27 protein-coding genes and 1 riboswitch are annotated in these 26586 nt (G+C 44.7%); of the genes, 20 read left to right on the top strand and 7 right to left on the bottom strand.

The window, feature by feature from the left end; all coding sequences use genetic code 11:
- Positions 1–179 precede the first annotated feature (179 nt).
- The 4 genes from IJ23_RS20940 (at position 180) to IJ23_RS20925 (ending at position 3232) form a co-directional block, all read left to right on the top strand.
- Entirely contained in the window at positions 180–548 is a 369-nt protein-coding gene (locus tag IJ23_RS20940; protein ID WP_005378717.1) for a hypothetical protein, read from the top strand.
- 1081 nt (positions 549–1629) lie between these two features.
- The gene (locus IJ23_RS20935; RefSeq protein WP_005389670.1) at positions 1630–2250 is read left to right on the top strand and encodes a lysoplasmalogenase; all 621 of its coding nucleotides are present in this window, start codon (positions 1630–1632) and stop codon (positions 2248–2250) included.
- A 69-nt stretch (positions 2251–2319) separates the two neighbouring features.
- Complete coding sequence (locus IJ23_RS20930) at positions 2320–2541, top strand: YecH family metal-binding protein (RefSeq protein ID WP_005378711.1); 222 nt, start codon at positions 2320–2322, stop codon at positions 2539–2541.
- 106 nt (positions 2542–2647) lie between these two features.
- Positions 2648–3232, top strand: a complete 585-nt coding sequence (locus IJ23_RS20925) for a YhgN family NAAT transporter (RefSeq protein WP_005389671.1) — start codon at positions 2648–2650, stop codon at positions 3230–3232.
- A 57-nt stretch (positions 3233–3289) separates the two neighbouring features.
- Here the strand turns inward: IJ23_RS20925 and IJ23_RS20920 are convergent, their stop codons facing one another.
- Positions 3290–3556, bottom strand: a complete 267-nt coding sequence (locus tag IJ23_RS20920) for a DUF1145 domain-containing protein (RefSeq protein WP_005378704.1) — start codon at positions 3554–3556, stop codon at positions 3290–3292.
- Positions 3557–3581: 25 nt separating this feature from the next.
- Complete coding sequence (gene rsmD / locus IJ23_RS20915) at positions 3582–4181, bottom strand: 16S rRNA (guanine(966)-N(2))-methyltransferase RsmD (protein ID WP_005378702.1); 600 nt, start codon at positions 4179–4181, stop codon at positions 3582–3584.
- Positions 4182–4411: 230 nt separating this feature from the next.
- On the opposite strand from rsmD, the gene ftsY reads away from it, so the two are divergent.
- The 6 genes from ftsY (at position 4412) to glpG (ending at position 9971) form a co-directional block, all read left to right on the top strand.
- A complete protein-coding gene (ftsY, locus tag IJ23_RS20910) occupies positions 4412–5626 on the top strand; it encodes a signal recognition particle-docking protein FtsY (protein WP_033907268.1) in 1215 nt (404 codons plus the stop codon).
- A 22-nt stretch (positions 5627–5648) separates the two neighbouring features.
- Positions 5649–6323 (top strand): cell division ATP-binding protein FtsE, encoded by a 675-nt coding sequence (ftsE, locus tag IJ23_RS20905; RefSeq protein ID WP_005378697.1) that lies wholly within the window; start codon positions 5649–5651, stop codon positions 6321–6323.
- The gene (ftsX, locus tag IJ23_RS20900; protein ID WP_025768167.1) at positions 6313–7281 is read left to right on the top strand and encodes a permease-like cell division protein FtsX; all 969 of its coding nucleotides are present in this window, start codon (positions 6313–6315) and stop codon (positions 7279–7281) included. The genes ftsE and ftsX overlap by 11 nt, the downstream gene beginning before the upstream one ends.
- A 176-nt stretch (positions 7282–7457) precedes the next feature.
- Entirely contained in the window at positions 7458–8315 is an 858-nt protein-coding gene (gene rpoH, locus IJ23_RS20895; RefSeq protein WP_005378693.1) for an RNA polymerase sigma factor RpoH, read from the top strand.
- Positions 8316–8808: 493 nt separating this feature from the next.
- Positions 8809–9129, top strand: a complete 321-nt coding sequence (gene glpE / locus IJ23_RS20890; RefSeq protein WP_005378691.1) for a thiosulfate sulfurtransferase GlpE — start codon at positions 8809–8811, stop codon at positions 9127–9129.
- Complete coding sequence (gene glpG / locus IJ23_RS20885; RefSeq protein WP_033907266.1) at positions 9129–9971, top strand: rhomboid family intramembrane serine protease GlpG; 843 nt, start codon at positions 9129–9131, stop codon at positions 9969–9971. Before glpE ends, glpG begins: the two co-directional genes overlap by 1 nt.
- 63 nt (positions 9972–10034) lie before the next feature.
- Here glpG and IJ23_RS20880 read toward each other — a convergent pair whose 3' ends face one another.
- The gene (locus IJ23_RS20880) at positions 10035–10445 is read right to left on the bottom strand and encodes a flagellar basal body-associated protein FliL (RefSeq protein ID WP_005378687.1); all 411 of its coding nucleotides are present in this window, start codon (positions 10443–10445) and stop codon (positions 10035–10037) included.
- 161 nt (positions 10446–10606) lie between these two features.
- Here IJ23_RS20880 and IJ23_RS20875 point away from each other — a divergent pair, with 161 nt between their 5' ends.
- Together IJ23_RS20875 and ubiA are read left to right on the top strand one after the other, a co-directional pair.
- Positions 10607–11146 carry a chorismate lyase gene (locus tag IJ23_RS20875; RefSeq protein ID WP_081886437.1) on the top strand — a complete coding sequence of 180 codons (540 nt, stop codon included), beginning with the start codon at positions 10607–10609 and terminating at the stop codon, positions 11144–11146.
- A complete protein-coding gene (ubiA, locus tag IJ23_RS20870; protein WP_005378684.1) occupies positions 11147–12001 on the top strand; it encodes a 4-hydroxybenzoate octaprenyltransferase in 855 nt (284 codons plus the stop codon).
- Between the two features lie 64 nt (positions 12002–12065).
- Here the strand turns inward: ubiA and plsB are convergent, their stop codons facing one another.
- Positions 12066–14492, bottom strand: coding sequence for a glycerol-3-phosphate 1-O-acyltransferase PlsB (plsB, locus tag IJ23_RS20865; RefSeq protein ID WP_033907264.1), 2427 nt, complete (start codon positions 14490–14492; stop codon positions 12066–12068).
- 368 nt (positions 14493–14860) lie between these two features.
- Here plsB and lexA point away from each other — a divergent pair, with 368 nt between their 5' ends.
- From lexA to dinF, 3 genes are all read left to right on the top strand, one after another.
- On the top strand, positions 14861–15481 hold the full coding sequence (lexA, locus tag IJ23_RS20860; protein ID WP_005378682.1) for a transcriptional repressor LexA: 621 nt from the start codon (positions 14861–14863) through the stop codon (positions 15479–15481).
- Between the two features lie 184 nt (positions 15482–15665).
- A complete protein-coding gene (locus IJ23_RS20850) occupies positions 15666–16460 on the top strand; it encodes a class I SAM-dependent methyltransferase (RefSeq protein ID WP_005378679.1) in 795 nt (264 codons plus the stop codon).
- Between the two features lie 55 nt (positions 16461–16515).
- On the top strand, positions 16516–17865 hold the full coding sequence (dinF, locus tag IJ23_RS20845) for an MATE family efflux transporter DinF (protein WP_017636071.1): 1350 nt from the start codon (positions 16516–16518) through the stop codon (positions 17863–17865).
- Positions 17866–17922: 57 nt separating this feature from the next.
- Here the strand turns inward: dinF and sthA are convergent, their stop codons facing one another.
- Positions 17923–19353, bottom strand: coding sequence for a Si-specific NAD(P)(+) transhydrogenase (gene sthA, locus IJ23_RS20840; RefSeq protein ID WP_006742759.1), 1431 nt, complete (start codon positions 19351–19353; stop codon positions 17923–17925).
- A gap of 263 nt (positions 19354–19616) precedes the next feature.
- Here sthA and fabR point away from each other — a divergent pair, with 263 nt between their 5' ends.
- On the top strand, positions 19617–20258 hold the full coding sequence (gene fabR / locus IJ23_RS20835) for an HTH-type transcriptional repressor FabR (protein WP_005378632.1): 642 nt from the start codon (positions 19617–19619) through the stop codon (positions 20256–20258).
- Entirely contained in the window at positions 20258–20623 is a 366-nt protein-coding gene (locus tag IJ23_RS20830; protein ID WP_005378634.1) for a YijD family membrane protein, read from the top strand. Before fabR ends, IJ23_RS20830 begins: the two co-directional genes overlap by 1 nt.
- 65 nt (positions 20624–20688) lie before the next feature.
- Here the strand turns inward: IJ23_RS20830 and trmA are convergent, their stop codons facing one another.
- The gene (gene trmA / locus IJ23_RS20825; RefSeq protein WP_033907263.1) at positions 20689–21798 is read right to left on the bottom strand and encodes a tRNA (uridine(54)-C5)-methyltransferase TrmA; all 1110 of its coding nucleotides are present in this window, start codon (positions 21796–21798) and stop codon (positions 20689–20691) included.
- A gap of 186 nt (positions 21799–21984) precedes the next feature.
- Positions 21985–22182: riboswitch (cobalamin riboswitch) on the top strand.
- A gap of 56 nt (positions 22183–22238) precedes the next feature.
- Between trmA and btuB the strand changes: the two genes are divergently transcribed.
- The 3 genes from btuB to murI are packed head-to-tail and all read left to right on the top strand — an operon-like array spanning position 22239 to position 25661.
- Complete coding sequence (btuB, locus tag IJ23_RS20820; RefSeq protein WP_033907262.1) at positions 22239–24074, top strand: TonB-dependent vitamin B12 receptor; 1836 nt, start codon at positions 22239–22241, stop codon at positions 24072–24074.
- A gap of 59 nt (positions 24075–24133) precedes the next feature.
- Complete coding sequence (locus IJ23_RS20815) at positions 24134–24826, top strand: ATPase (RefSeq protein ID WP_017821272.1); 693 nt, start codon at positions 24134–24136, stop codon at positions 24824–24826.
- Positions 24827–24857: 31 nt separating this feature from the next.
- Entirely contained in the window at positions 24858–25661 is an 804-nt protein-coding gene (gene murI, locus IJ23_RS20810) for a glutamate racemase (RefSeq protein ID WP_033907261.1), read from the top strand.
- On the opposite strand, the gene IJ23_RS20805 is transcribed toward murI, so the two are convergent.
- Positions 25624–26079, bottom strand: a complete 456-nt coding sequence (locus IJ23_RS20805) for an RNA-binding protein (protein ID WP_033907260.1) — start codon at positions 26077–26079, stop codon at positions 25624–25626. The two genes, murI and IJ23_RS20805, sit on opposite strands and share 38 nt — an antisense overlap.
- Between the last annotated feature and the right edge of the window lie 507 nt (positions 26080–26586).

Here is a 26586-nt window from a genome sequence, read left to right as displayed (position 1 = left end):
GTTGCTTCATCTGTAAGCTACGTCACTAAAGCTGAACTAAGCAGATTTCACTTGTCTGGCTATATGAGCTCAAGGGCACAAATTGAAAGTAAAATTGCACTTAACGGCTCGAAAAAGCTCTAAATTTATAGAAGAATAAAAATAATGAACATAGGAAGGGTCTGGTAAGGAGGGTTACGATGTCAGATATTGAAAAAGTAGTCATGCGTACCCGAACGATCGAAAAACTTTTGCGTACTCAGTACCATGCAGAAGGGAAAGGGTTGCACCAACTTATTAATAGTTGTGAAGAACGTTTACCGCATGACGTGATAGCAAAGCTTCGATTCATCGCAACCGTGCGTAACAAAGTGGTGCACGAAGACGATTACAAGCTGGATGATCGTAAAGGCTTTATGGCGGCATGTGATGCTTGTGAAAAAGAGCTGACACCAAGAAGCTCTCGCTTTATTTGGCGTACAGCAATTTTGCTAATGACGTTGATTACGTTGGCCGCTCTTGGTTTCTACTATATGCACTGGGATATTTTGTCTAAGCACATTCAGTAGAGCTATACAGATAAATAAAAAAGGACGCATTTGCGTCCTTTTTTATTTTAAATCATTTGGTTAGTACATCATTGGCAGTGTCATTAAACCCACAACCACTGCAATCATAACCAGCCCTTGTTTTTGAGAAGATGAAATCATAACACTACCCCTTAATCTTTGATGAACTCGATGAATTTAATATAGCACTGTTTTTGGGGTTTGATCAACATATGCTCATTAATCTTTTCAAAAACCACACTTAACTTGTCTGGTTTTACGTGATTCTGACTAATGAAACTATGTTTTTTGTGCTGTATTTAAAGTGTTCACATTGTTTTATTTCTATCCTTTTTTGTTTTAAGTGTATGATTTTATAATGTTAAATGGTTTGTAATGTTGGCTTTGTAATTGTTTTTTGTTTCGAATGGTATGTTGGGTGTTTATTTTGTCTGTATTTCTCAAAAATTGAGAAAATTAAAAAATGTGCTATGAGGTTGCATCGTCAAATCGAAAGCATGGAGTGAGATTTTCTTACCTTATGAGAAAATATGGGCTTCAAAAGTGTTTAGTGATTTTATGGTTTATGAAGTCCGCACTTTTATCTATTATTGAAATTATGGTTTTATTTATCATTGACTTACTTTTCTTGTCTGATGTTTTTTTTACTGAATTAAGGTCGGTTTTCTTAGTTTTTACCCCTAGTCATCAGTAGTTTTTCCTCTCTTAGGGCGCTACTAAGACTATTTTCTATTTTGTGTCTGTTATTTATTCTTGTTGCCTGCATTACATACATCCTGGTGGTTTAATCGTCAGTTTGTGAAGTGGCGGCTTACCTGGAGCACTTATCTGTTTTTCAGTTAAATAGTTTTAGAAAGCGTTGGTTATTGTGTCGTGTGATTTGATGGGTTCGGCTGATGAGCAAAGCTTGGCCCCAATGTTTAGTGGCATCATTCAGGCTCATCGGCTTTATTATTACGTAGGCTGAGGGTTACAAAATGTTTCGAATCGCTAGCGAGATCCAACTTTCGTAGATTGCGTCTTTACATCAAAACTGGTCTACCTAGACTAGCGGCGAGTTTAAGTAAAAGGTGTATACTGCATGTGGAGTTGGCTGGCGATAGGGCTATCAGGTGTGTATTCCGTGTTGGGAGCAAAGCAAGCTAACCCGACACAATCCCTCGTGTTTAAAATCTTTACTCTGCTACTTCTTCTTGTGTTGGTGTTAACTCAAGGTGCATCCGCAACATATACCTACTGGATTGCGGGTGGGCTTATTGTGTCTATGGTGGCAGATACGCTGCACTCGTTTAAAACTCGTAAGCTAATCTATTTTACGGCTTATCTGGTTGCCCAGGTATGCTACAGCAAGTCATTTTGGGTGCAGCTTAATGGTGAGATTGTCTGGTGGCTGTTGGCCCTGCTGCTTGCAGCGAGTATCGTAGCGTTCTTTTTGTTGCTACCTCAACTCGACTCTCTGGTATTCCCCGTTGTGATCATGGGGATGATGCTGGTTCAACTTGCTTGGGCTGCCGGTGAAGTTTGGTTACAAGTGCCGAGTTACGCCAATGCTATCGGCTTTAGCGGAACCTTAGTTCTGATCTATTCGGCGCTGGCATACGCGATACACGGTTATCGAAAACCGATGAAACACGCCTATTTGTGGGTGAGTGGCAGTTACTTTTTTGCTCATGCCCTCATTGTTGCCTCAATCATTTACTAATTTAAGTCAAAGCAGCTCTTGAGGATTTCAGTAAACTGAACGCATTGTTCTTAATAACTGGAGTCAATAATGAGTGAAATCCATGCTCACGAGCTGCTAAACCTACTTAGAGAAACGCCAATGGATCGCGAAGCCCTCACACAGCACTTTGGCGCTAGCGTTCGCTTTCACACCTGTAAACTGAATGATCTAGACTTAGATGCATTACTAGCATTTTTGCTCAAGCGCGACAAAATTCGTGAGCTTGAAGGTAAGTTTGTGGTCAATATGGCGCGAGTTTGCAATCACTAAACGGCGGCTAAGATCGAGGGTGAATATGGTGTTTTCGCCCTCAGTCATATACTCATGTTGTCAGTTTGCTATACACTGGCCGCCATTTTTTAGGTGAGGCCAGAATATGGACATTCTTTCTGCAGCGACCATGCTGTTTCTAATCATGGACCCTCTCGGTAACTTGCCGATTGTGTTGTCTATTCTCAAACATATCGATCCCAAGCGTCGTCGTAAGGTATTGATTCGTGAACTACTGTTTGCCTTACTGATCTTGATGCTATTTCTGTTTGCAGGACAAAGCATCTTAAGTTTTTTGCATGTCCAGCCAGAAACGCTCAGCATTTCTGGTGGCATTATTCTCTTCATTATTGCGATTAAGATGATTTTCCCGAGTGCTGGCAGCATCACTGGACTGGCAGCAGGCGAGGAGCCCTTTATTGTTCCGATGGCCATTCCTATGATCGCAGGCCCTTCAGTGATTGCAGCCTTGCTTTTACTGTCTTCGCAACATCCAGAGAAAATGTTGGAAATGTCAGCATCAGTCGTAATTGCGTGGGGCGCAACATTTTTTATACTGATGTTTTATGGCTTCTTTAATCGCTTGTTGGGTGAACGTGGCTTGAAGGCGGTAGAACGCTTAATGGGCTTGTTACTGGTGATGATCTCCACTCAAATGTTCTTGGATGGTGTAAAAAGTTACATTGGGTGACGAACGAAACGCAGAAAAAAAGCCGCTCACAAGAGCGGCTTTTTCGTATCTGAGCGATTACATCATGTGTTTACGACGAATATCGAGTAGGGCAAAAATACCAAAAATCAGGATTGAATATTTTTCCCAACTGCTCATTTTTATTTTGTCGCCAAATGCACCAATGAAGATGGCCATTTGTAAACCGTGCATGATGAACAAAAAAGCGGTCATGATGTATAGCGCAATCGCGGCATTGCCGGGAAAGGGCATAAAAATATTTAGGATTAATACTAACCAAACAAAGGCGATAGCCGCTTTGGCCAGCATAATTAGTGCTTTCATTTAAGTATCCTTTTAAATCGAGGCGTTATGCGGAGGTACGTTCGTACAGACGATAGCTCACTTGGCCTGCTGTTTTTTCTCGATGTAATTGCCAGTTTTCTGGTAAGTCGGCAATATTGAGTTCTTTTTCTGTTTCAATATAAATCATCGCATCTTCCGCGAGCCAGCCATTTTGTTCTAGCAGAGCCACGGTCTCATCCAATAGACCTTTGCGAAACGGTGGGTCAATAAACACCACATGGTGAGCAGAACCCGGTTGCTTCAAAAAACTCAGTGCGTCGGTATTTACCACTTGGATGTTGTTCGCGTTAAGAGAGGCAACATTCTTTTGTAACTGTTGGAAAGCTTGTGGGTTTAGCTCAACCATGGTCACTTGCTCTGCTTGGCGCGAAGCTGACTCAAATCCCAAGCCGCCAGAGCCAGCAAACAAGTCGAGACATTTTGCCTGTGGTACATCTTGAGCTAACCAGTTAAACAGCGTTTCTTTGACGCGATCGGTCGTGGGGCGTAAGCCTTCAGCATCGTGTACAGGAAGTTTTCTGCCTCTCCATAAGCCACTAATAATGCGAACAAAGCCCGTTGTTGGCTTTTTTTGTGATGAGTTTTGCTGGCGACGTCTTACCATAGATTTTTTGACCGCTAATAAAGTGATACTATATCTAATCGCCCAAGCAATGAGCTTGGAGCTTGGATACAGCCCAGAATATTCAAGATGACAGAGTGTAACACTAATAAGATTAGAATTACCTAATCGGAAAGTTTTCAGAACTTTGTCATTAGCCTTTTTTAGACAGATAATAATCTTGTCAAAAAAGAGTCATTAATAGATAAAAGAACAATCTAGGATAGCCCCAGATGACGGAAAAAAAGAAGCGCGGATTACTTTCGTGGCTAGGTTTTGGTGACGAAGAACAAAGCCCAAAACCAAAAACTGAAGAAACAGTAAAAGAAGAAGCAGTGGAAGCGCCTTCTGAAGAGCAGCAAACCGAAGCGGTTGCTGAGCAAGCGGAAGCAACGCCAGAACTTGAAGAAGAAGCGAAACAATCAGAGGCTGCCCCAGCAGAAGCAGAAGCAGAAGCAGAAGCAGAAGCAGAAGAGCCAGAAGTCGTATCGGCCGCGCCTCGTGTTCAAGAACAAGAAAAGCCAACAGAAAGCTTTTTTGCTCGTCTTAAACGCAGCCTAAGCCGAACAAAAGCAAATATTGGTGCTGGCTTCTTCGGTCTGTTCAGCGGTAAGAAAATCGATGAGGACTTATTTGAAGAGCTAGAAGAGCAACTGCTTATTGCTGATGTGGGCATGAATACCACAACAAAAATTATCAACAACCTGACAGAAAAAGCCACACGTGGCGATCTGAAAGACGGCGAAGCCCTTTATGGTTTGTTGAAAGAAGAAATGGCTGAGATTCTTTCTAAAGTCGAACAGCCACTAGAAATCGATAGCAACAAAACGCCTTACGTCATCTTGATGGTGGGTGTAAATGGCGTGGGTAAAACCACGACCATCGGTAAGCTTGCCAAGCAGTTCCAAACTCAAGGCAAAAAAGTGATGCTTGCAGCGGGAGATACTTTCCGTGCCGCAGCGGTTGAGCAGCTACAAGTGTGGGGTGAACGTAATAATGTTCCTGTGATTGCTCAACATACTGGCGCAGACAGTGCCTCTGTTATCTATGATGCGATTGAAGCGGCAAAAGCACGTGGTGTGGATGTGGTGATTGCTGATACAGCAGGTCGTCTACAGAACAAAGCGAACCTAATGGAAGAGCTGCGTAAGATTGTACGTGTGATGAAGAAAATTGATGACTCTGCACCACATGAGATCATGCTAACGCTTGACGCAGGTACAGGACAAAATGCCATTAGCCAAGCGAAACTTTTCAGTGATGTTGCCCCTCTAACCGGGATTACTTTGACTAAGCTGGATGGTACAGCCAAGGGCGGCGTAATTTTCGCTATCGCTGATCAGTTCGGTATTCCAATTCGTTACATTGGTGTGGGTGAAGGTATCGAAGACTTGCGTCCATTTGAAACTCAAGAGTTTATTGACGCACTGTTTAGTCGTGAAGAATAAAAAGAGTTAGAGGAAATCAACGGTGATCAAATTTCAGCAAGTAAGCAAAGCTTACCGAGGTGGTCGACAAGCACTGCAAAAAGTCGATTTTCACCTGAGGCGCGGTGAAATGGCGTTTTTAGGCGGACATTCCGGGGCTGGTAAAAGTACCTTGCTGAAATTGATCTGCGCGATAGAGCGACCAACCGATGGCAAAATCCATTTTAATGGCCACGACATCACGCGTATTCCAGGCAAAGACATCCCTTTTTTGCGCCGCAATATTGGGATTGTTTTTCAAGATCATCGCCTATTGATGGATCGCAGTGTGTACGACAATGTCGCTCTGCCAATGCGTATCGAATCGATTTCTGAAAACGAAATCAAACGACGTGTTTCTGCGGCGTTAGATAAAACGGGCTTACTCGATAAAGCTCGTTGTCTACCTAGTCAACTTTCTGGTGGTGAGCAACAGCGCGTCGGTATTGCCCGTGCTGTGGTTAATCGACCAACGTTGCTGGTGGCTGATGAGCCTACGGGTAACCTTGACCCAGAATTATCCAACCGTGTGTTGCGTCTATTCGAAGAATTTAACCGTGCGGGCGTGACAATCTTACTTGCCACGCACGATGTGGGGTTAGTAAACACTCGCCCACAGTATCGTCATTTTGAATTGAATCAAGGCTTCCTAAGTGAGGTAGAAGACTATGGCAGGTAACAAGCACTCCCAAAAGAAGGGGAAAGGCCGTAGTGCCAAGCGTGCGAATACCGATGGTTTTTTCTCTGTCCACGCAAAACAAGCTAAATCCTCTTTTAGCGCCTTATGGCAACGACCACTAGGCAACATTCTGACCCTAGCGGTCATCTCCATGGCACTTGCCATGCCAGCTTGTTTGTATCTATTGGGGAAAAACGTTGCAGGGGCAGCGGAAGATGTCGCTTCTCCTTCACAAGTTAGTGCTTACTTAGTTGAAGGCATGCCGGATGCGCGAGTGATGGTTCTCAAAGATCAAATTGAAACTTGGCCTTTGGTAAAAGAGGTAGAATATATTTCACCGCAACAAGGTCTATCTGATTTAAGCCAATATGCAGGGTTCGACCAAGCTATCAGTCTTTTAAGTGGCTATGCGCTTCCTGGTGTGTTGGTGATTACGCCAGATTCGGAGCTAAAAAGTGATATTCAGTCATTAGCCAAAGACGTTCGAGAGCAACAAGATGTGACCGACGTGAGACTTGACGAAGACTGGCTGGCGCGTCTTGATGCCATCAAAACTCTCGCGAGTATTATTGTCATTACCCTGACAGTGCTGATGCTCGGTGCGGTATTTTTAATCGTTGGCAATACATTGCGATTTAATGTGTTGGCGAATAAAGAAGAGATTCAAACCATGAAACTGATCGGTGCGACGGACAGTTTTATTCTGCGCCCTTACTTGTACACAGGTATGTGGTTTGGCGTGTTAGGTGCCACTATTGCGTGGTTGGTAACGGCTTTAGTGACCATTGTCATGAACAGTGCGGTGGAAGATCTTGCTGCGTTGTACGATAGCCAGTTCCGCCTGATTGGTCTAAATTGGGATGAATCTTTGTTATTAATCATCATTGGGAGTCTTTTGGGATGTATTGCGGCGCGTTTTTCTGCGCAACGACATTTAAAAGAAATTGAACCAGTTTAAGTGATGGCGGTCTTATTACTTGGATTTCATTAGCACTAGCTAATTTTGAACCCTTGCTTAGACCAAATGTTTATGGATAATTGCTTCCCCTTCTTGAAACTTGTTCATTTTGAGTTCAAGATATCGAAGCTAAATTGCAATGTAATGCTCCAGATCAGAGATTGATGAGGAATTGAATGACAAAAGAAGCGTATCCGATGGCTCTAGTCACGCAAGATAGCCTTGATAGCTATATTCGCTCAGTAAACAGCTACCCAATGCTGACTGCAGACGAAGAGCGTGAGCTGGCAGAACGATTACACTATAAAGGTGAGATTGAGGCTGCAAAAGGTCTAATTCTTTCGCACCTACGATTCGTTGTTCACGTTGCTCGTGGTTACTCTGGCTACGGTTTGCCAATGGCGGATCTTGTGCAAGAGGGTAACATCGGTCTAATGAAAGCCGTTAAGCGTTTTAACCCAGAAGTAGGGGTTCGCTTGGTTTCTTTTGCTGTCCACTGGATCAAAGCAGAGATCCACGAATACGTGCTACGTAACTGGCGTATCGTGAAAATTGCGACCACTAAAGCGCAACGTAAATTGTTCTTCAACCTGCGTAAGTCGAAAAAGCGCTTGGGTTGGTTTAACAACGGTGAAGTGGAAACCGTTGCGCGCGAGTTAGGTGTTGAGCCTTCTGAAGTTCGCGAGATGGAATCACGCTTAGCGGCGGTGGATTCAACCTTTGATATGCCAACTGATGAAGACGACAGTTCAAACGCTTACACAGCGCCGATGCTATACCTAGAAGACAAATCGTCTGATGTGGCCGACAACATTGAAGCCGCCAACTGGGAAATGCACACCAACAATCGCTTGGGTCATGCATTAGCGAGTTTGGATGAGCGTAGTCAGCGCATCGTGCGTTCTCGTTGGTTAGATGATGAGAAAGCAACATTGCAAGACTTAGCTGATGAGTTCGGTGTTTCTGCCGAGCGTATTCGCCAGCTAGAAAAAAATGCAATGAAGAAACTAAAATTGGCCGTGGGTGAATTTTAATTTCCACTGCTAATTGAAAGTAAGATTTTCATAGAAAGCCGAGATCATGTGATCTCGGCTTTTTTATTGTCGATCGAAAATCGATAGCTTTTGCGATCTGGATTTTATGTGCTACCTGTGTATAACTCTGTGAAGTAATTATTTATCAACTGTTCGAAACCCGGACAAAATAAGGGATTCAAGCACTTTTCCATCTGGGGATAGTTATAGATATACACACAGTTAGATCAGGATCATCACTACATATTGTGGATCAAAAGATCCAAATACACTTTATCAACGCAATTCACAGCTTTATCCACAAATGGTTGGAATGTGTACACTTTTGAAAACCCTGATTATCCATGTGTCTAAGTTTGCCGTTGGATAGGTTACAATAGCGGCAGTATACCCAAGCAGCTTCAAATATGGATTTTATGCTGTACCACGGGCGCTGATTAGTACGTTAGGTTCGAGGTTGCTTGGGTATATTAATAAGACAATGAGAAAGTAAATGGATCAGTTTAAGCATATCGATGTACAAGGTGCGCAAGCGCTGCTCGAGCAGGGTGATGCGAAGCTTGTAGATATCCGTGACCCTCAATCGTTTGCCGTTGCGCATGCGGAGTCCGCGTATCATTTAACTAACGATACGATCGTTGCGTTTATGGATGAAGTGGAGTTCGAACAACCTATTCTGGTGATGTGTTACCACGGCATTAGTAGCCAAGGTGCGGCGCAATATTTAGTTAACCAAGGCTTTGAACAGGTGTACAGTGTAGATGGTGGCTTTGAAGCCTGGCATCGAGCAGAACTACCGATAGTGAGAAGTTAATGAAGAGATTGGTAACGTTAAATAATCCACGTATGGCGCAAGCCTTTATTGATTATATGGCCTCTCGCCAAATTGACATCGAAATGATGCCTGAAGGGGATGGGCAATTTGCGCTGTGGCTGACTGATAGCCAGCATGAAATAGAAGCGGAAGCCGAACTTAAGCTGTTCCTTGCTAACCCGTCTGATTCAAGATACAGCGCCGCCTCGTGGGACGTTGCCGATACTCGTAAGAGCACATTTCATTATTCCAGCCCGAGTATCATGAGCATGGTCAAAGCGAAAGCTGGCCCCATGACTTTGCTGATCATGACAGTCTGTATCATCATCTACTTGTTACAAATGTTTGGCTTTGGCAATGGCGTGTTTAAGTTGTTGCACTTCCCGGCTTTTGAGGGGCAACAATGGCAAGTGTGGCGATGGCTAAGTCATGCGTTACTGCACTTTTCAGTAACTCACATCGTGTTTAACTTACTATGGTGGTGGCAGTTGGGTGGCGACATCGAACGTCGTCTCGGTTCCGGTAAGCTATTGCAACTCTTTGTGGTGTCGGCAGCGCTTTCAGGGGCAGGCCAGTTCTATGTTGAAGGGGCTAACTTCGGCGGCTTGTCTGGCGTGGTCTATGCACTGCTTGGTTATTTGTGGATACTGGGTTACCGCTTGCCACATTTAGACCTTACGCTACCCAAGCCAATCATCGTCTTTATGTTGGTATGGTTAGTTCTTGGTTTTGTGCAGCCATTTATGGCGATTGCAAACACCGCTCACTTAGTTGGGCTACTGTCGGGGATGGCGATTGCGCTGTTTGATTCAGGCAAGATGAAATACCAACAGCAAGCCTAAAGCAGATGAAATGAAAAGACCGCTCAAGAGCGGTCTTTTTTTATGTTCAAAACGGATTTGGGTTTATTGATAAAGGTATTTTGTAAACAACAAATCGGCAATGATGGTTTTACCTGTTTCAGGCAAAAGTGTTTCGTTGAGGGTCGTCACTAAGGTTTTGCGCAGATCTTCTCGGCCAGACAGGGACTTAATCGTATCTTCTGTTTGCTTACCCAGTAATTCAATCACTGCATCGCGAATCAAAGGTTGGTGATGCTCAACAACTGATAAATCTTGTTGACTCATTACCATGATGTCGATGCGCACTTGCACATAACCTAACTTTTTGCCTTTGGTGTAAAAGTTAGTAGTGAGGTCAGGCTCTAGGGTAAAGTATGCCAACTTAGGTCCAGCTTCTTCCGTTTCAGCCCAACTTGGTGCGGCGAATAGTATGGTTAACGCAAAAATAATTTGGGCTATATAACGTTTGTACATATTTCTAACTTTTCTTTCTCTGGATCGCGATATTCGAATCGCTTCAGTCTTGATACAATGGGCCGTCTATAACAAATAACGGAACTTACGGTTACATACATTACTATGGACGGTAAGTTGTTGCTTTATTGTACGCATAAAGCCTCCAATTGAATACTAGTATGAATCAGCCAACATCACTCTATCTTGCTTCTTTATTGGAAGTAGAGTGGCAAAACCCCGAAGAATTCGAATTTCCAAATGAATTTGCCAAGCATTGGCTTGAAGAGCAAGGGTCTTTGTCACGTCGTTTAAAACAGCACTGCCAAGCGTTAACGGTAGAATTGCTACAAAATCAGATCGTCACTGCAGCGACATTAAAACAGGACGAAAGCCAGTTATTGTCCGAACAAGATTGCTTACTGAGAGAGGTAATTTTGTGCGGTGACAATAATAACTGGGTTATTGGGCGGACATTGATTCCTCGCTCAACCTTAGTTGATCAGCAGTATGATTTGGCTCAACAAGGGGATATCCCATTAGGACTAACTGTGTTCAGAGCAGATAACGTTGAGCGGGACTCTTTGCAAATGGGATGGGTAGCCGTACCAGAAGGACGTTTGTTAGCGCGACGCTCAAGGTTGTGGATGAATCACAAACCGATGCTAGTCGCCGAGTTATTCTTATCTAATTCACCAGTTTACGCTAAGGAGACAGTGTAAATGTCCGCAGAAAAAGCCAAAGCATATTGGCAACTGATGCGCATGGATCGCCCGATTGGTTCACTGTTACTGATGTGGCCAACGATTTGGGCGCTAATTATCTCAGCCCAAGGGATGCCAAGTTGGGATGTATTCATCGTATTTGTATTGGGGGTATTCCTAATGCGTAGTGCGGGGTGCGTGATTAATGATTTTGCAGATCGCAAAGTCGACGGCCATGTAAAGCGTACTAAGCAACGTCCACTGCCATCAGGGAAAGTGACAGCAAAAGAAGCGATTGGATTATTTTTGGTTTTGGGTATCAGCTCGTTTTTGTTAGTGCTGACCATGAACCCGCTGACGATTCAGCTATCCTTCGCTGGCATTGTGTTGGCGTTCATCTATCCATTTATGAAGCGTTACACTCATATTCCACAGCTATTTTTAGGCTTGGCTTTTAGCTGGGCGATTCCAATGGCGTGGGCTGCACAAACTGGGGAATTACCATTGATTGTTTGGTTTTTGTTCCTCATTAACGCTTTGTGGACCATTGCGTACGACACTCAATATGCGATGGTAGACCGAGATGATGATCTAAAGATTGGCATTAAATCGACGGCAATTCTGTTTGGTCGTCATGACAAGCTTATTATTGGTGTGTTGCAACTGATTACACTCGCGATGTTGGTTTGGTTAGGGCAGTTCTACCAATTGGGACAAAGTTACTACTGGACCCTTTTGATTGCAGCGTCGTTGTTTGTTTATCAGCAGCACTTAATTCGTCACCGTGAGCGTGAGTTGTGCTTTAAGGCTTTCCTTAACAACAATTATGTTGGCATGGTGATAGCGATAGGGTTACTGGTCGCATTTTGGTAAGCGAAGAAATAGAAAAAGGCATCCGATTGGATGCCTTTTTTCTTATTGGAAGAAGGTAAAACGGTTACGACCGAAGTTGGTGAATACTCTCTTCGATCGTCAGTTTCACTTCTGGATAAAGCAGAGTGAACAGTAGCCGTGCAAATTGCTGCGTTTTCTTCGTGTCACAGTTACCATCGTTATCGAGGTATTTTTGCTGTTTGAGCGTATTGAACATGGCGGTAAACACACCTTTATCGAAGAATTCTGGCGCATTAATACCGTGCAAACGCCCTAGGCGCTGAGCAATATCTTGGCTCTTCTGCTCTAGGTCCGATTTACCCAGCTCAGGGTAAGCAACAAGCAAGTTCATCGCGATAGAGTAGCGTTGCAGCGTTTCAGTTATCGTTCGACCTAACAGAACCAAAGGCTGGTTGTTCGATTGATTGATCTCTAGCTTATCACCATCCAGACTAATCATTTTCTGATCGGCAAATTCATGCAGTGTTTTAACGACCAATTCATCTAACTCGTCTTCTTGGTAACTTAAGAACAGCTCTTTCTTCAAGAATGGGTAGATTTGCGCGACATTCGCTTGAATCTTGGCTACCGAAAGGTTGCGCTGACGAATGAGCATTTGGGCAATTAATGACGGCAGAGCGAACAAGTGGATGATGTTGTTGCGATAGTAGGTCATCAGGATCGATTGGCTACGGTCCAGCGAAATGATGTCACCCATGCTATCGGTTTCAATCACGAACTTATCAAGCGAAATTGCATGATCGACCAACTCCTCAGCACTTTCGGTAGGGATAGTGGAGGTGCTTGAGTACGGGTTATTTTTGAGTAGCTTTAAGTAACACTCAATCTGATTGATCAGCGAGTCACGAGAAAGTGCACGTTGACGAGAAGCAAGCAGTGCGGTTGCACACAAGGTCAACGCGTTTGCCGCCGCCGCATCGTTGATGTGCGTCATCATCTTATTAGCAAGGTCGTTCACCACAGGATTCATCCATTGTGGTTTGTTACCACCCATGCTGTCGATGTCTTTCGTCCACTCAGGAGCATGCTCGTTCAAGTATTGGTTGAGCTGAATTGGCTCACCGAAGTTCACATAGCCCAAACCAAAGTTACGCAGTTTACGCAGAGTACGCAGTACAAGCCCTGCGTTTTCTTTCTCTTTGCGTTTGCCACGCAGCTCTTTCGCGTAAGTGCCCACTTCCATTACGTGCTCGTAGCCTATGTAGACCGGCACTAGCGTTACTGGGCGGTTTAAACCACGTAGCATTGCTTGGATGGTCATAGCCAGCATACCCGTTTTCGCTTGCAGTAAGCGACCTGTACGTGAACGACCACCCTCACTGAAGTACTCGACTGAATAGCCTTTGGCAAACAGCTCAGCTAGATACTCACGGAAAATGGTTGAGTACAGTTTGTTGCCTTTAAAACTACGACGAATAAAGAACGCCCCACCACGACGGAAAAGGGGACCGGCCGGGAAGAAGTTCAAGTTAATGCCTGCCGCAATGTGCGGAGGCACCATGCCTTCATGGTATAAAACATAAGACAACAGCAGGTAGTCCATATGACTACGGTGACAAGGAACGTACACAATTTCGTGGCCGTCTTGCGCTAAACGACGCACAGTCGAGGCGTTATTGATGTGCAAACCTTGGTATAGTTTTGTCCATAACCAACTCAGGATGCGGTCGCCGTTTTTCACCAGACTATAGGAGAAGTCGGCAGCGATTTCATCCATGATGTCGTGGGCTTCTTTACGTGCCTTATCAATCGAGATGTTTTTGCTCTTGGCTTCGTCAGCAATCGCCAGTTCAATAGCTGGAGATTTTAGTAAACGAGCAAACAACACTTGGCGTTGTGGCAGGTTTGGGCCTGAAGCAGCCAGTTTCTGGCGTGAGAAGTGGATACGCGCCACGCGAGCCAGTTTGTGCGCAATTGCGCTGTCGGTACCGTGGGAGTCTGCCATATAACGCAGAGATACCACGGGACTAAAGCGAACTAAGCAGTCGCGTCCCGCCGCCATTACCGCTTTGGCTTTTTGCGGACCATTCATCGGTTGAAGGTAAGGCTTTTGGTTCTCTTCTTTACCTGGCTTACGACCCCAAAGCACGGTTGCAGGGATCATTTGAACATCCAACTCACTATCCAGCTTGTGCAGTTCCAGTAAGTCAGTGAACAGAGAAACAGAATCGGTTGGGACATCATTATCGTTGTTCATCACAGTTGGACGCGCAGCGATAAAGACGAAACGGTTCAGCGTTTTGCCATTGATTTCCAGCGGGCTGAGCGGGTCGGGTAGACCAAGGCTCATGGCTTGTTTTTGCAGTGTCAGCAAATCCACGTTCGAGCGGAACGGCAGGGCATATACAATCGGTTTAGTTAGGTCGATGTTCAGATCTTCAATCGGGTTCGACGGGATTGCGGTGCCCTTTACCAGTACCGATAAAGGTAGTTTTAGTAATGAACGTGAAAATGATTGTCCAGAAGACATAAAGTTCACAGCCTCAATAGGTATTCAAACAGGCCTAACCTTATTTCAGTTTCCGCTTTGCATGTCTTCTCTATAAAAAGAGATGAGTACGGCAATAGAAATAAGCCTAGGCGATAAAATTTAAGCGCTGCAAGGATACCAGAAACTGGTCAAACCTTTTAATTTTATTGGCTGTAAATTAGTCGAACCCCTAAGTTATTGCTTTGACTTGATTAACTGAAAAGTCGGTGTTTTAAACGAATAAAGAATGAACTTAATTGGTAAGCTGAAAGCTCCCCACAAATAAATTAAAAAACAACCAATTGGGTTTTCATTTGAGCATTTACTGGATATACTCACAGTTAACTGTATAAAAAGACAGGTGAGACATGAAGCCGTTAACGCCACGCCAACAACAAGTCTTCGATTTGATTAAAAGTAAAATCGACGACACCGGAATGCCACCAACTCGTGCAGAGATTGCGCGTGAGCTTGGCTTCCGCTCTGCGAATGCCGCAGAGGAACACCTAAAAGCGCTTGCTCGTAAGCAAGCAATTGAAATTATTCCAGGCGCTTCTCGTGGGATTCGTATCCTGCTTGAAGACGCAGCCAATGATGAGCAGGGTTTGCCTTTGATTGGTCAAGTCGCAGCGGGTGAGCCAATTCTGGCTCAAGAGCACGTAGAGGCGCACTACCAAGTCGATCCTGCGATGTTCAAACCGCAAGCGGATTTCTTACTTCGTGTAAATGGCGAGAGTATGAAAGACATCGGGATTATGGATGGCGATTTGCTCGCGGTGCATAAAACCCAAGATGTGAGAGACGGTCAAGTTGTCGTTGCGCGTGTTGATGATGATGTGACTGTGAAGCGTTTGGAGCGCAAAGGTTCAACCATATTACTGCATGCTGAGAATGAAGAGTTTGCCCCAATCCAAGTGGACTTAACGTCTCAGCACCTTACGATTGAAGGCTTAGCCGTTGGTATTATTCGCAATACCGATTGGATGTAAGTGTGTTTAAGCAGCCCAGTTCATCTGGGCTGTTTTGTCTTTTCTCTTTTTCTACTTCCTCCAAAAGCTTGCTCATCATCTTGACCTTGTTTGTTTTGACCAATTTATAAGCTTGATAATGTAATTGATATTCATTATCATCTTTATTAATGTCTATGTTTTCTCTCTGGCGCAGGAAATGCCCATGTCTCAGTCTAAACATCAAGTTCCTAACCATTTATTAAAGCCACTGTTATTGCGTAGCCGTGAAAGCATGGTCGACAATGGCTTGGTGTACGATCCGATAGCTGCTAAAGCGTGTTTGAGCTGTAAGATGGCGCCGGATTGTTTGAGTGGTGATATTGCGCAGAAGCAATTGCTGCACGTGACGCTGACTCAGCTTTGTGACCAGCAGGTTAGTCACTTCTTACAGCAGTATCCCGATGCCTGGATAATCAATGTCGGAGCGGGGTTGGATACCCGCTTTTATCGTTTGGATAATGGACGCTGCCATTGGATAGAGCTGGATGTGACGGAAAATTTGGTATGGCGTCAGCGTTTGTTCCACAAAAATGAACGTTATGAACATCGCTGTGGCAGTGTGGATGAAATGTCGTGGCTAGAGACGTTAGCCATTCCAGAGCAAGCACCGGTACTCATTTTATGTGAAATGGCACTGCTCGATTGCACAGAGCGTCAAGTCGCGAAATTTATTCAAACCTTAGGTCGACATTTTGTTTCTGCTGAACTGTGTATGGTGCTGGCAGGAGATTTAACGGAAACCAAGTGGGGACAAAAGCTTGGCTCTGATCGTTATGCTCATGGCTTTGAAGCGCCTGCAGCACAGATATTGCAATGGTTACCATGGGCACAGTGGGTGAAAGCTTTCTCGCCATTCGATAGATTCTGTTCTCGTTGGAAAGCTTGGCAGCGTTGGCTTAATAAGATTCCAATGTTGAAGCATCGCCTCACGCCAGTACTCGTTCATATCAAGTGGTAATTGGCTAGTCGTTAAGCGCTCAGGTACACTCGTCGATCTTACTGATGAGGTGCCTGTGACAAATTCAATCTTCTCTCCTTTATCTAACCCAAAAGTTCATCGCCAAGTCTTAGCTTTAGCTATACCTATGGTGCTGTCGAATATTACTGTTCCATTGCTTGGTTTGGTCGATGCTGCGGTGATTGGTCATCTAGACCACGCTTGGTATTTGGGTGGTGTTGCGTTGGGCAGCACCATGATCAGCGTGACGTTTTGGCTGCTTGGTTTTTTGCGTATGTCGACTACTGGGTTGGCGGCGCAGTCCTATGGCGGTGAAGACCGAAAGCAACTTGCCTTGGTGTTTATGCAAGGCTCACTTATGGCGCTGCTGTTTGCGTTAGTCTTCCTTATTGCCCATACCCCGATAGCTGATTTGATCTTTGGTTGGAGTGACGCCAGCGCAGAGGTAAAACACTACGGTATGCAATATTTCTCTATCCGTGTGTGGAGTGCCCCCGCTGCGCTAATGAACTTTGTGTTGTTGGGGTGGCTGCTCGGAACGCAAAATTCCAAAGCACCAATGTGGATGGTGATCATCACCAACGTGACTAATATTGCCCTCGATTTGTTGTTTGTGATTGGTTTGGGGTGGAAAGTAGAAGGCGCTGCGCTGGCATCGGTGATTGCTGACTACTCTGGCATGGGTTTTGGTCTCATGTGTGTCTGGAAAACCTGGCGAGAGAGGCAATTACCATCACCTCAAAAGTTGCTAGCCAGCACTCAACACGGTTTAGGGCGATTCGTGAAATTGAATCGCGATATTTTCTTACGCTCTTTGTGTCTGCAAGCGGCTTTTAGCTTTATGACGTTCCAAGGCGCGAGCTTGGGTGATGAGGTTGTCGCTGCAAATGCGGTTCTGATGAGCTTCCTGATGATTATCTCGTATGGCATGGATGGCTTTGCTTATGCGATGGAGGCCATGGTCGGGAAGGCGATTGGTGCCAAAGATAGGCAACAATTGAGTGCATCGCTTGTCGGCACTTTCTTTTGGAGTTTGGTTATTTGCTTAGGACTGACCGCGCTCTTTGGTTTGGCGGGATCGGAGTTGATCGCCATGATCACTTCAATTGAGACGGTCCAACAGCAAGCAGCGGTGTATCTACCTTGGCTGGTGGTGATGCCACTTGCGTCGATGTGGTGCTTTCTATTGGATGGCATTTTTGTCGGTGCAACCAAAGGCAAAGACATGCGCAATAGTATGTTTGTCGCGACCAGCAGTTTCTTCGTTGTCTTTTACTTATTCGCCGAGTGGGAAAATCACGCGCTGTGGTTTGCAATGACGAGCTTTATGTTGATGCGGGGTATTGGTTTAGGGGTTATCTTTCTCTACCAATGGCACAAGGATACCTTCCTAGCACAATGTTGATATAAAAACAGCAGGTCCAAGCCTGCTGTTTTTCTGTCTGCTATCAAGAAGCATAGATTAGAACAAGCGGTTCAAACCATTCAACGCAGCGACACGATACGCTTCGGCCATTGTTGGATAGTTGAAGGTGGTATTGACGAAATACTCGATGGTATTCGCTGAGCCTTTTTGCTCCATAATGGCTTGACCGATGTGGATAATTTCCGCGGCACGTTCGCCAAAACAGTGAATCCCTAAAATTTCTTTGGTTTCACGATGGAACAATATCTTCAAGCTACCGATGTCTTTCCCTGCGATCTGTGCACGAGCTAGATGCTTGAACGAAGAGCGTCCTACTTCATACGGTACTTTCGCAGCTGTTAGCTCTTGCTCGGTTTTACCCACAGAGCTAATCTCTGGGATGGTGTAGATACCCGTTGGAATATCATCAATCAGGTAGTTTTCTGCCTGACCTTTCGTAATGGCTTGTGCGACAAATCGCCCTTGGTCATAAGCGGCGCTTGCAAGGCTAGGGTAACCGATGACATCGCCTACAGCGTAAATGTGTTCGATATCGGTTTGGTAGTTACGGTTTACTTTTAGTTGTCCGCGAGAGTCCGCTTCCAGACCCACTGCACCCAAATTCAACTTATCGGTGTTACCTGTTCGACCATTCGCATACAACAAGCAGTCTGCCTTCATCTTCTTGCCAGATTGTAGGTGAATAATCACGCCATCTTCTGTGCCTTCGATTTTTTCATAGGTCTCATCATTACGAATTACCACACCGCTGTTCCAGAAGTGGTAAGACAGCGCATCTGACACTTCGTTATCCAAAAACTCCAACAAGCGGTCGCGGGTATTGATAAGGTCGGTTTTCACTCCAAGTCCGCGGAAGATAGAAGCGTATTCACAACCGATAACGCCCGCACCGTAAATGATGATATGGCGAGGGTCGTGTTTCAGGCTCAAAATGGAATCACTGTCGTAGATGCGCTCATGCAAGAAATCTACGTCGTTAGGCTGATACGGACGAGAACCCGTCGCGATGACAAACTTATCTGCAGAATAGATTTCTTCTGTACCGTCGCTTTGCATCACTGCAATTGAGTAGTTATCGATAAATCGCGCGGTTCCGAACAAAAGTGTGCATGAGTTACGGTCATAAAAGCCCTGACGAAGTCGAGTTTGCTTATCAATGACCGATTTAGCATGATCTAAAATGTCAGAAAATGTTGCATGAACGCTGGTGTTGTTTCGACAAAATAGCGGGTTGCTATTAAATTCGATGATGCGGCTAACGGCATGACGCAGTGCTTTTGATGGAATGGTACCCCAGTGAGTACAACCGCCGCCGACACTGCTTTCTTTCTCGACAATGGCAACATTCAGTCCCGCTTTGGTTAATCCCATTGCAGCCCCTTCTCCGCCAGGGCCACTACCGATTACGATCACGTCATAGTGATTAACATGCGCCATGATGCCTTCCTTGTTATATTTGCTTAACATTGCTTTAGCGCGATTTTAACTCATTTACTCTATTGGTACACGTCATGCCTGTTAGAGAGTGGAAGTGATCACGCAGAATCGACCAAAAGGGTGATTTGGTATGTTGTATGTCTATAAATTGCATCGAGAACATTGCAATTAGATGCATGCCAATAGTAACGTTCTCGGCGCTCAGAGCGAGCGAAGCAACATATCTTTCTCCGTAGGAGCAAATTGCGTTATATTGAGGCTCTTGTACCCTATAGAAAAAGAGCAAGTTAAGAATGAAATCGATGGGAATCCGCGCACAGCAAAAAGAGAAGACACGTCGATCATTGATCGATGCGGCATTTAGTCAGTTAAGTGCGGATCGCAGCTTTTCCAGCCTTAGCTTGCGAGAAGTCGCCCGAGAGGCAGGGATTGCACCGACTTCTTTTTATCGTCACTTCAAAGATATGGATGAGCTAGGCTTAACCATGGTTGATGAAGGCGGTTTGCTACTACGCCAACTGATGCGTCAGGCGCGTCAACGTATTGTGAAAGAAGGTAGCGTAATTCGTACCTCGGTCGAAACCTTTATGGAATTCATTGAAAGTAGTCCGAACGTTTTTCGTTTGTTGTTGCGTGAGCGCTCCGGCACTTCTGCTGAATTTCGTACCGCTGTTGCTCGAGAAATCCAGCATTTTGCGGCAGAATTAACCGAGTATTTAATGAGCACCGGCGTGACCAGAGAAGAGGCGTATACTCAAGCAGAAGCGTCTGTGACTTTGGTTTTCAGTTCGGGGGCTGAAGCTTTAGATTTAGATCGACGTGAGCGCGATGAACTCGCCGAGCGATTGATCATGCAATTGCGAATGATAGCCAAAGGGGCCTATTGGTATCGCAAAGAACGTGAACGTAACCGATTAAAAGGCGGGATAGAATAATGTCGAATGGAAATAAATCTGAAAAGAAAACGCTGATTTTGGCACTGGTTGCAGGTATGTGTGGTGATGCTTTGTTGTCATGGTTGACCATGAGTGAAGTGTCTTTTTCAATCTTCCCATTGATTGCACTCGTACTGGCTGTACAAGCTCTTTACCAAGAGTACCTAAATAATCCGGTATCAGAAGATATCCCATTAGTTGGCTTGGCGTGTTTCTTCGTAGGTGCGTTTGGTCACTCTGCGTTTATTAAAGCGCAATACCCAGAAGCAGGCTCAAACTTCTTCGCGATCATGGTTTCAATGATCTTACTCGCATGGATTGGTAAGAAGCTAGGTTTTGTCAGCAAGAAGACTTCTGCGGAATAAGCAAACGAATCAAATTAAAAAAAGCGAGCCATTGAGCTCGCTTTTTTTTGTCTGAAGCTGGTGGACTAAGCTTTACGTTCCAATAGCACGCCAGCTTCCATGTGGTGGGTATAAGGGAATTGGTCAAACAGAGCAAAACGCGTCACGTTGTGTGTTTCGCATAGAATGTCCAAGTTCTCTTTTAGAGTCTCAGGGTTACAAGAGATGTACATGATGCGCTCGTAACCTTGCACCATTTTACAAGTATCGACATCCATCCCAGCACGTGGTGGATCGACAAAAATCGTGTTGCAGTTGTAGCTCTTCAGATCCACACCTGCATCTTGTAGACGACGGAATTCACGCTTACCTTCGATCGCTTGAGTAAATTCCTCTGCCGATAGACGTAAGATTTGTACGTTATCAATCTTATTGGCGGCGATGTTGTACTGTGCAGATACCACAGATGGCTTCGCTAGCTCAGTTGCCAGTACGCGGTCGAAATTCTGTGCCAACGCCAGCGAGAAGTTACCGTTACCACAGTAAAGCTCTAGTAGGTCGCCAGTGCTTTCTTGGGTACAGTCGACCGCCCATTCCAGCATCTTCTCTGCGACTTTGCCGTTCGGCTGAGTGAAGCTGTTCTCTACTTGTTGGTAGATGTAGCTTTGACCATTTACATCGAGCTTCTCGATAACGTAGTCTCGGTCTAGGACAATCTTCATCTTACGAGCGCGACCAATGATGTTTAGGTTAAAGCCTTCATCATTTAAACGCTGTTTAAGGGCTTTCGCGTTTTCAATCCACTCTTCATCAAGTTGGCGATGGTAAAGGAGTGAGACCAGAATCTCACCACTTAGCGTCGATAGGAAATCCACTTGGAACAGTTTACGACGTAGTGAGTCGTTGTCTTTCATCGCTTCAACCAATAGCGGCATCAGGTCGTTGATCAGACGGCTTGCTGCAGGGAATTGGTCAACACGGTACTTCTCACGAGTTTCTTGGTTGAACATGATGTAGTAAAGATCTTCGCCTTCATGCCAAACACGGAACTCAGCACGCATGCGGTAGTGCTGCTCTGGTGATTCAAACACTTCCAGTTCTGGCATGTTGTATGGCGCGAACATATCCGTGAGACGTTCGACTTTTTCAGCCAGTTGTTCTTGGTAGCGTTGTGGGTTTACATCAAGAGTAGCCATGATCTTACCTTTTATGGTGCATTCAATTTAAGAGCGCAGATTTTATTCAATCTCAATAGGATGTCCAGTTTTGTACTGGAATTGATTTAAAGATAGTGCGTACAGGCAGAGTAGAAAGCAAAATCAATCAAAACGTTACAACTTCTAAGGGCAATATTGGCTGGACAAATAATCAATAGCTGAATAATATTTGCCTCAAGTTGGTGCTATCTAGCAATCTAGATGGCTGAAATGGGAATCTGGTGTGAATCCAGAACTGACGCGCAGCGGTAAAAGAGAACGAACGCTCATCAGACACTGCATTAGTTTATGTGGGAAGTCGAGCAAGTAGGCGGTACACCCGTGCTCTTGAGTCCGAATACCTGCCAACAACTGAGCCACAGCACTGGACTGTCATGATGACAGGGCTCGGAAGGAATTACGCGATTTAGGACAATACAATGAGAAAATCCGCACTGGCGATCACTTTGGCATCGCTGCTTTCACCTGTCTCTTATCTACAGGCCCAAGAAACCTCCACTGACGAAACCATCGTTGTTACGGCAAACCGTTTTGAGCAAGCCGAAAGCCGTACGTTGGCAGATGTCGAAGTAGTTACTCGACAAGACATCGATCGCATTCAAGCGAAAACCCTACCAGATGTATTGCGTCGCCTTACCGGGATTCAAGTTTCACAAAATGGTGGTCGTGGTCAGCTAGCGTCTTTATTTGTTCGTGGAACCAGTTCCGACCAAGTTTTAGTACTGGTTGATGGCGTACGTTTTGCACGAGCAGCGAAGGGCGCTGTGGACTTTAACCAAATCCCACTTACTTACGTTCAACGTATTGAGTACGTGCGTGGTGCGCGTGCGTCACTTTACGGCTCAGAAGCGATTGGTGGCGTGATCAATATCATCACCATTGCGCGTGCTGACGAAGAAGGAACGAAGTTAAGTGCGGGTTTAGGCAGCTTAGATTACCAGGAATTGAGTGTGGCATCTGGTATTAAAGTCACAGAGAGCGGCCAGCTAAATATCGCGCTTGGTAGTGAAAGTGATGATGGTTATAACGTTCGTCCTGTACCGGGAGTTAATGACGGTGATCGCCATGGCTTTGATACAAAGAATGGTCTGCTAGGTTACGTGCATAACTTCAATGATCAGTGGTCTGCATTTGGTAACCTACGTGCTTACGAAAATGTTTATCAATATGACAGCAGCTACGGCAGTCGCGGTTACTACGAAGCAGAAAAAGACGATCTTTCTGTCACTCTGGGCGGTAAGTATCAGTCTGATAATGTAATGTCAGAACTACAAGTAACGGCACAGAAACAGAAGTCTTGGAACTATGAGCAAGCAAAAGGCAAACACTCAGGTACTAAAGATGAACTTGAGCAGCAGAATGTCCAGTGGACCAACAGTTACTTGCTAAACAACAATACGACGTTGGCTGGTGGTATTGATTGGCGTAATGAGTCTTATAAAGACAAGAGTGCGAATAAAACGTTTGATCGTACCAATGGCGCTCTGTTTGGTATGGCAACGACTAGTATTGATAAAGCAATGCTTGAGGGCAGTGCTCGCCTTGATGATAACGAAGAATACGGTAGTGAGTTCACTTACAGTTTAGCGGCTGGTTACCAATTTGTGCCAGAGTTTGGGGTTAAAGCTTCTTTTGGTACTGCGTTTAAGGCTCCAAACCTATATCAACAGTATGACCCAACATACGGTGAGAAAGATCTGAAGCCGGAAGAGTCAGATGCTTGGGAGCTAGCATTCAGCGGTGATGTCCAAGGCGTTTTTTGGTCCGTCACGGGTTATGACTATAAAATCACGAATCTTATCGATTACCATCCAACCACATACAAATATTTGAATGTCGATGGTGAAACACATATCCAAGGTGTGGAGCTTGTTGCTGAGTTTGATACAGGGATTGTGCAGCACCAGTTGAGTGCAGATTACAAAGATGCTGAAGACGATAAAGGGCATCAGTTGCAGCGCCGCGCTAAAGAAATGTATAAGTGGAATGCTTTAGTGAGCTTCGATAAAGTGGATTGGTCGGTTAGCTATCAGTACGTCGGTAAGCGTCCAGATGTGGATTACAGCACTTGGCCTTCACAAGATATTACGCTTTCTTCTTACTCGTTGGTTGATACGGCGGTGACTTACTATCCGAATGAGTCGACCTCTATTAGCGCTCGTATCGATAATCTACTTGATGAAGAGTATGAGATGGCAAAAGGTTACCCTGCTGCAGAGCGAGCGTACTATCTCAACGTTGGCTACGAATTCTAATCGTGAATGAGCACAAACCGCCTTCGGGCGGTTTTTAATATTTTGTGGTGGAAAATCGAATGAAGAAACCCAAGCGAGTGGTGATCAGTTGGTCCAGCGGTAAAGATTCGACATTAACGCTTGAGCGCCTTAACGAGAATCCAAATTATCAAGTTGTCGGTTTGTACACGACTTACGTAGGGAAAGAAGTCCCTTTCCAAGCAACTCCGCTTGAAGTCGTACAAATGCAAGCAGACTTACTTGCGCTTCCGCTCATTACTATCGAGCTACCTGAAGTCTTTCCAAGTAACGACATTTATCAATCGACCATCGTTAATGCATTACAAAGTAGTGGTCTGAATATAGAAGCTGTCGCATTTGGTGATATGTTTTGTAATGGCATTGCCGATTACCGACGCAGCTATATTGAACCTGTTGGCTGGGAATGCGTCTTTCCTCTATTAGGGGAGAGCAGCGAAAAACTAGCGATGGAAATCATAGAGCGTGGTATTCAAACTATGTTAATCACCATCGACGGAAGAGTTCTCCCTCCAGAATGGTGTGGTCGCTGGTATGACAAAGCCCTAATAGAGTCATTACCAAGTCAAATTGATCCCTGTGGGGAAAATGGTGAATTTCACACATTGGTTACGTCTTCGCCATCTTTTCAAGGACATATCGAGTTGACGAAGCGAGATGTAGAATCTGGAGATAGATTCAGCCATCAAAGATACCATGCTAAAGCATTGCCAAAACAAATCTACGCAGTATGATCGCAACGTTTCTGTTCTTTAGGTAAGACTCGTGCGAGTAGCAAGTAAGAAAAAAGTCCTAGTTTTTGACTCTGGTGTTGGTGGTCTTTCTGTATTCCAAGAGATACATCGCCTATTGCCCCAGTTAGACTACTTATACTTATTCGATAATCAGGCTTACCCTTATGGTGAACTCGATCAGGCTGTACTCATTTCACGAGTTAACCAACTGGTCTCTTCATTAGTCGAAGAACACCAAGTCGACGTTGTTGTCATTGCTTGCAACACGGCGAGCACCATAGTGCTTCCTTCCTTACGCGAAAATTTATCGATTCCCGTTGTTGGTGTTGTCCCTGCGATTAAACCCGCATCGCTTTTAGCATCAAAAGGGGTAGGGCTGATCGCCACTCCGGCGACAGTAACACGCCAATATACTCACGAGTTAATACGGGACTTTGCGCAAGGCAAACCAGTTGAGCTGGTGGGATCAACTCGCTTGGTAGATATGGCCGAAGAGAAGTTGCGAGGCAACAGCGTTTCTCTCGACGAACTGACAAATATCCTGCTTCCCCTTCGCGATAAAGTCGATGTTGCGGTGCTCGGTTGTACTCACTTCCCTTTAATCAAAGAGGAGATTCATCAAGCTTTGGGTGGGGACGTTACTTTAATTGATTCAGGCGCAGCGATTGCACGTCGAGTAAAAGCATTGCTATTAAGTGATGAAATTGAGGATACAGAAGAGGGAAGTAAGTCGATTTATGCCAGTGCAACTCCTTGGCAGGAAGATGCACTGAACATTTGTTTAAAGAAGCTAGGTTTTAATCCTGTTCAGGTTTACCGCCATCCGGATGTTTAGGATCGTTCGCAATTCTCACTTTTAGCGTTCTCTCCATATATTCCTTTTCATTAAGTTTAGCGATAGCTGGCTTGGCATCTGCCGCAGCCATCACTACAAAACCAAACCCTCTTCTTTTTCCAGTGCGCTTATCTTTCATTAAGCGTACTGCATAGACCTGTCCATATTCAGCAAACAAATCGCGAACATGACTCTCATTGGCCTTATAAGGAAGGTTGCCGACATACAGCGTTTTAGTTGAAGGATCAGGATCCGAAGATTGAAGAATAGGTGTTTTGCTAGAAAATGAAAAAAGAAAAGCAGTAGCGATAACACCAATGAGGAAGCTCAAGGCTGGTGGGATGATGAATTGAGAGAAGATGATTCCCCCAACGATGGCCAGCCCAACACATAAAATCAGATTTTTTTTAGACGTCATTTTAATTACTACACATAGTGATAAAGAGATCGATTGTCCATTAACAGAATAGACACATGAATCTTACGTATATGGTTGGTGTTTTTCCAACCAATTGCTGTGATATGTCTCAAATGTGACGAAGAAATATGCAAATATCGCACTTTTGGATAATTTGTGACCGGTTGGTTTTTTATTTGCAAAAAACGCTTGTACTAATTTCTCAACCCCCTATACTGCGCATCCACCGACACGGAGTGAGACGAAAGTCACACAGCGAGTCGAGAAGAGAGAAAAAAGAATTTGAAAAAAATGCTTGACTCTCTCACGGTGTGAAGTAAGATACGCACCCCTAACGACGAGCAACTAAGTTGCTGAAAACGTTAGAAAAGCTCTTTAAAAATAAGAACCTATCAATCTGTGTGGGCACTCGTTGATGATAATCCAATTCGATACCTTGGTATCAAATTAGGTTTCAATGATACGAAGTGACCATTGAATCTTCGGATTCAGCACAGTCAATTCAAA

Source organism: Vibrio sp. OY15, from assembly GCF_000742455.1.
Taxonomy (GTDB): Bacteria; Pseudomonadota; Gammaproteobacteria; order Enterobacterales; family Vibrionaceae; genus Vibrio; species Vibrio alginolyticus.
Note: the sequence above shows the minus strand (reverse complement) of the source record. Positions and strands in the feature narration are given on the sequence as shown.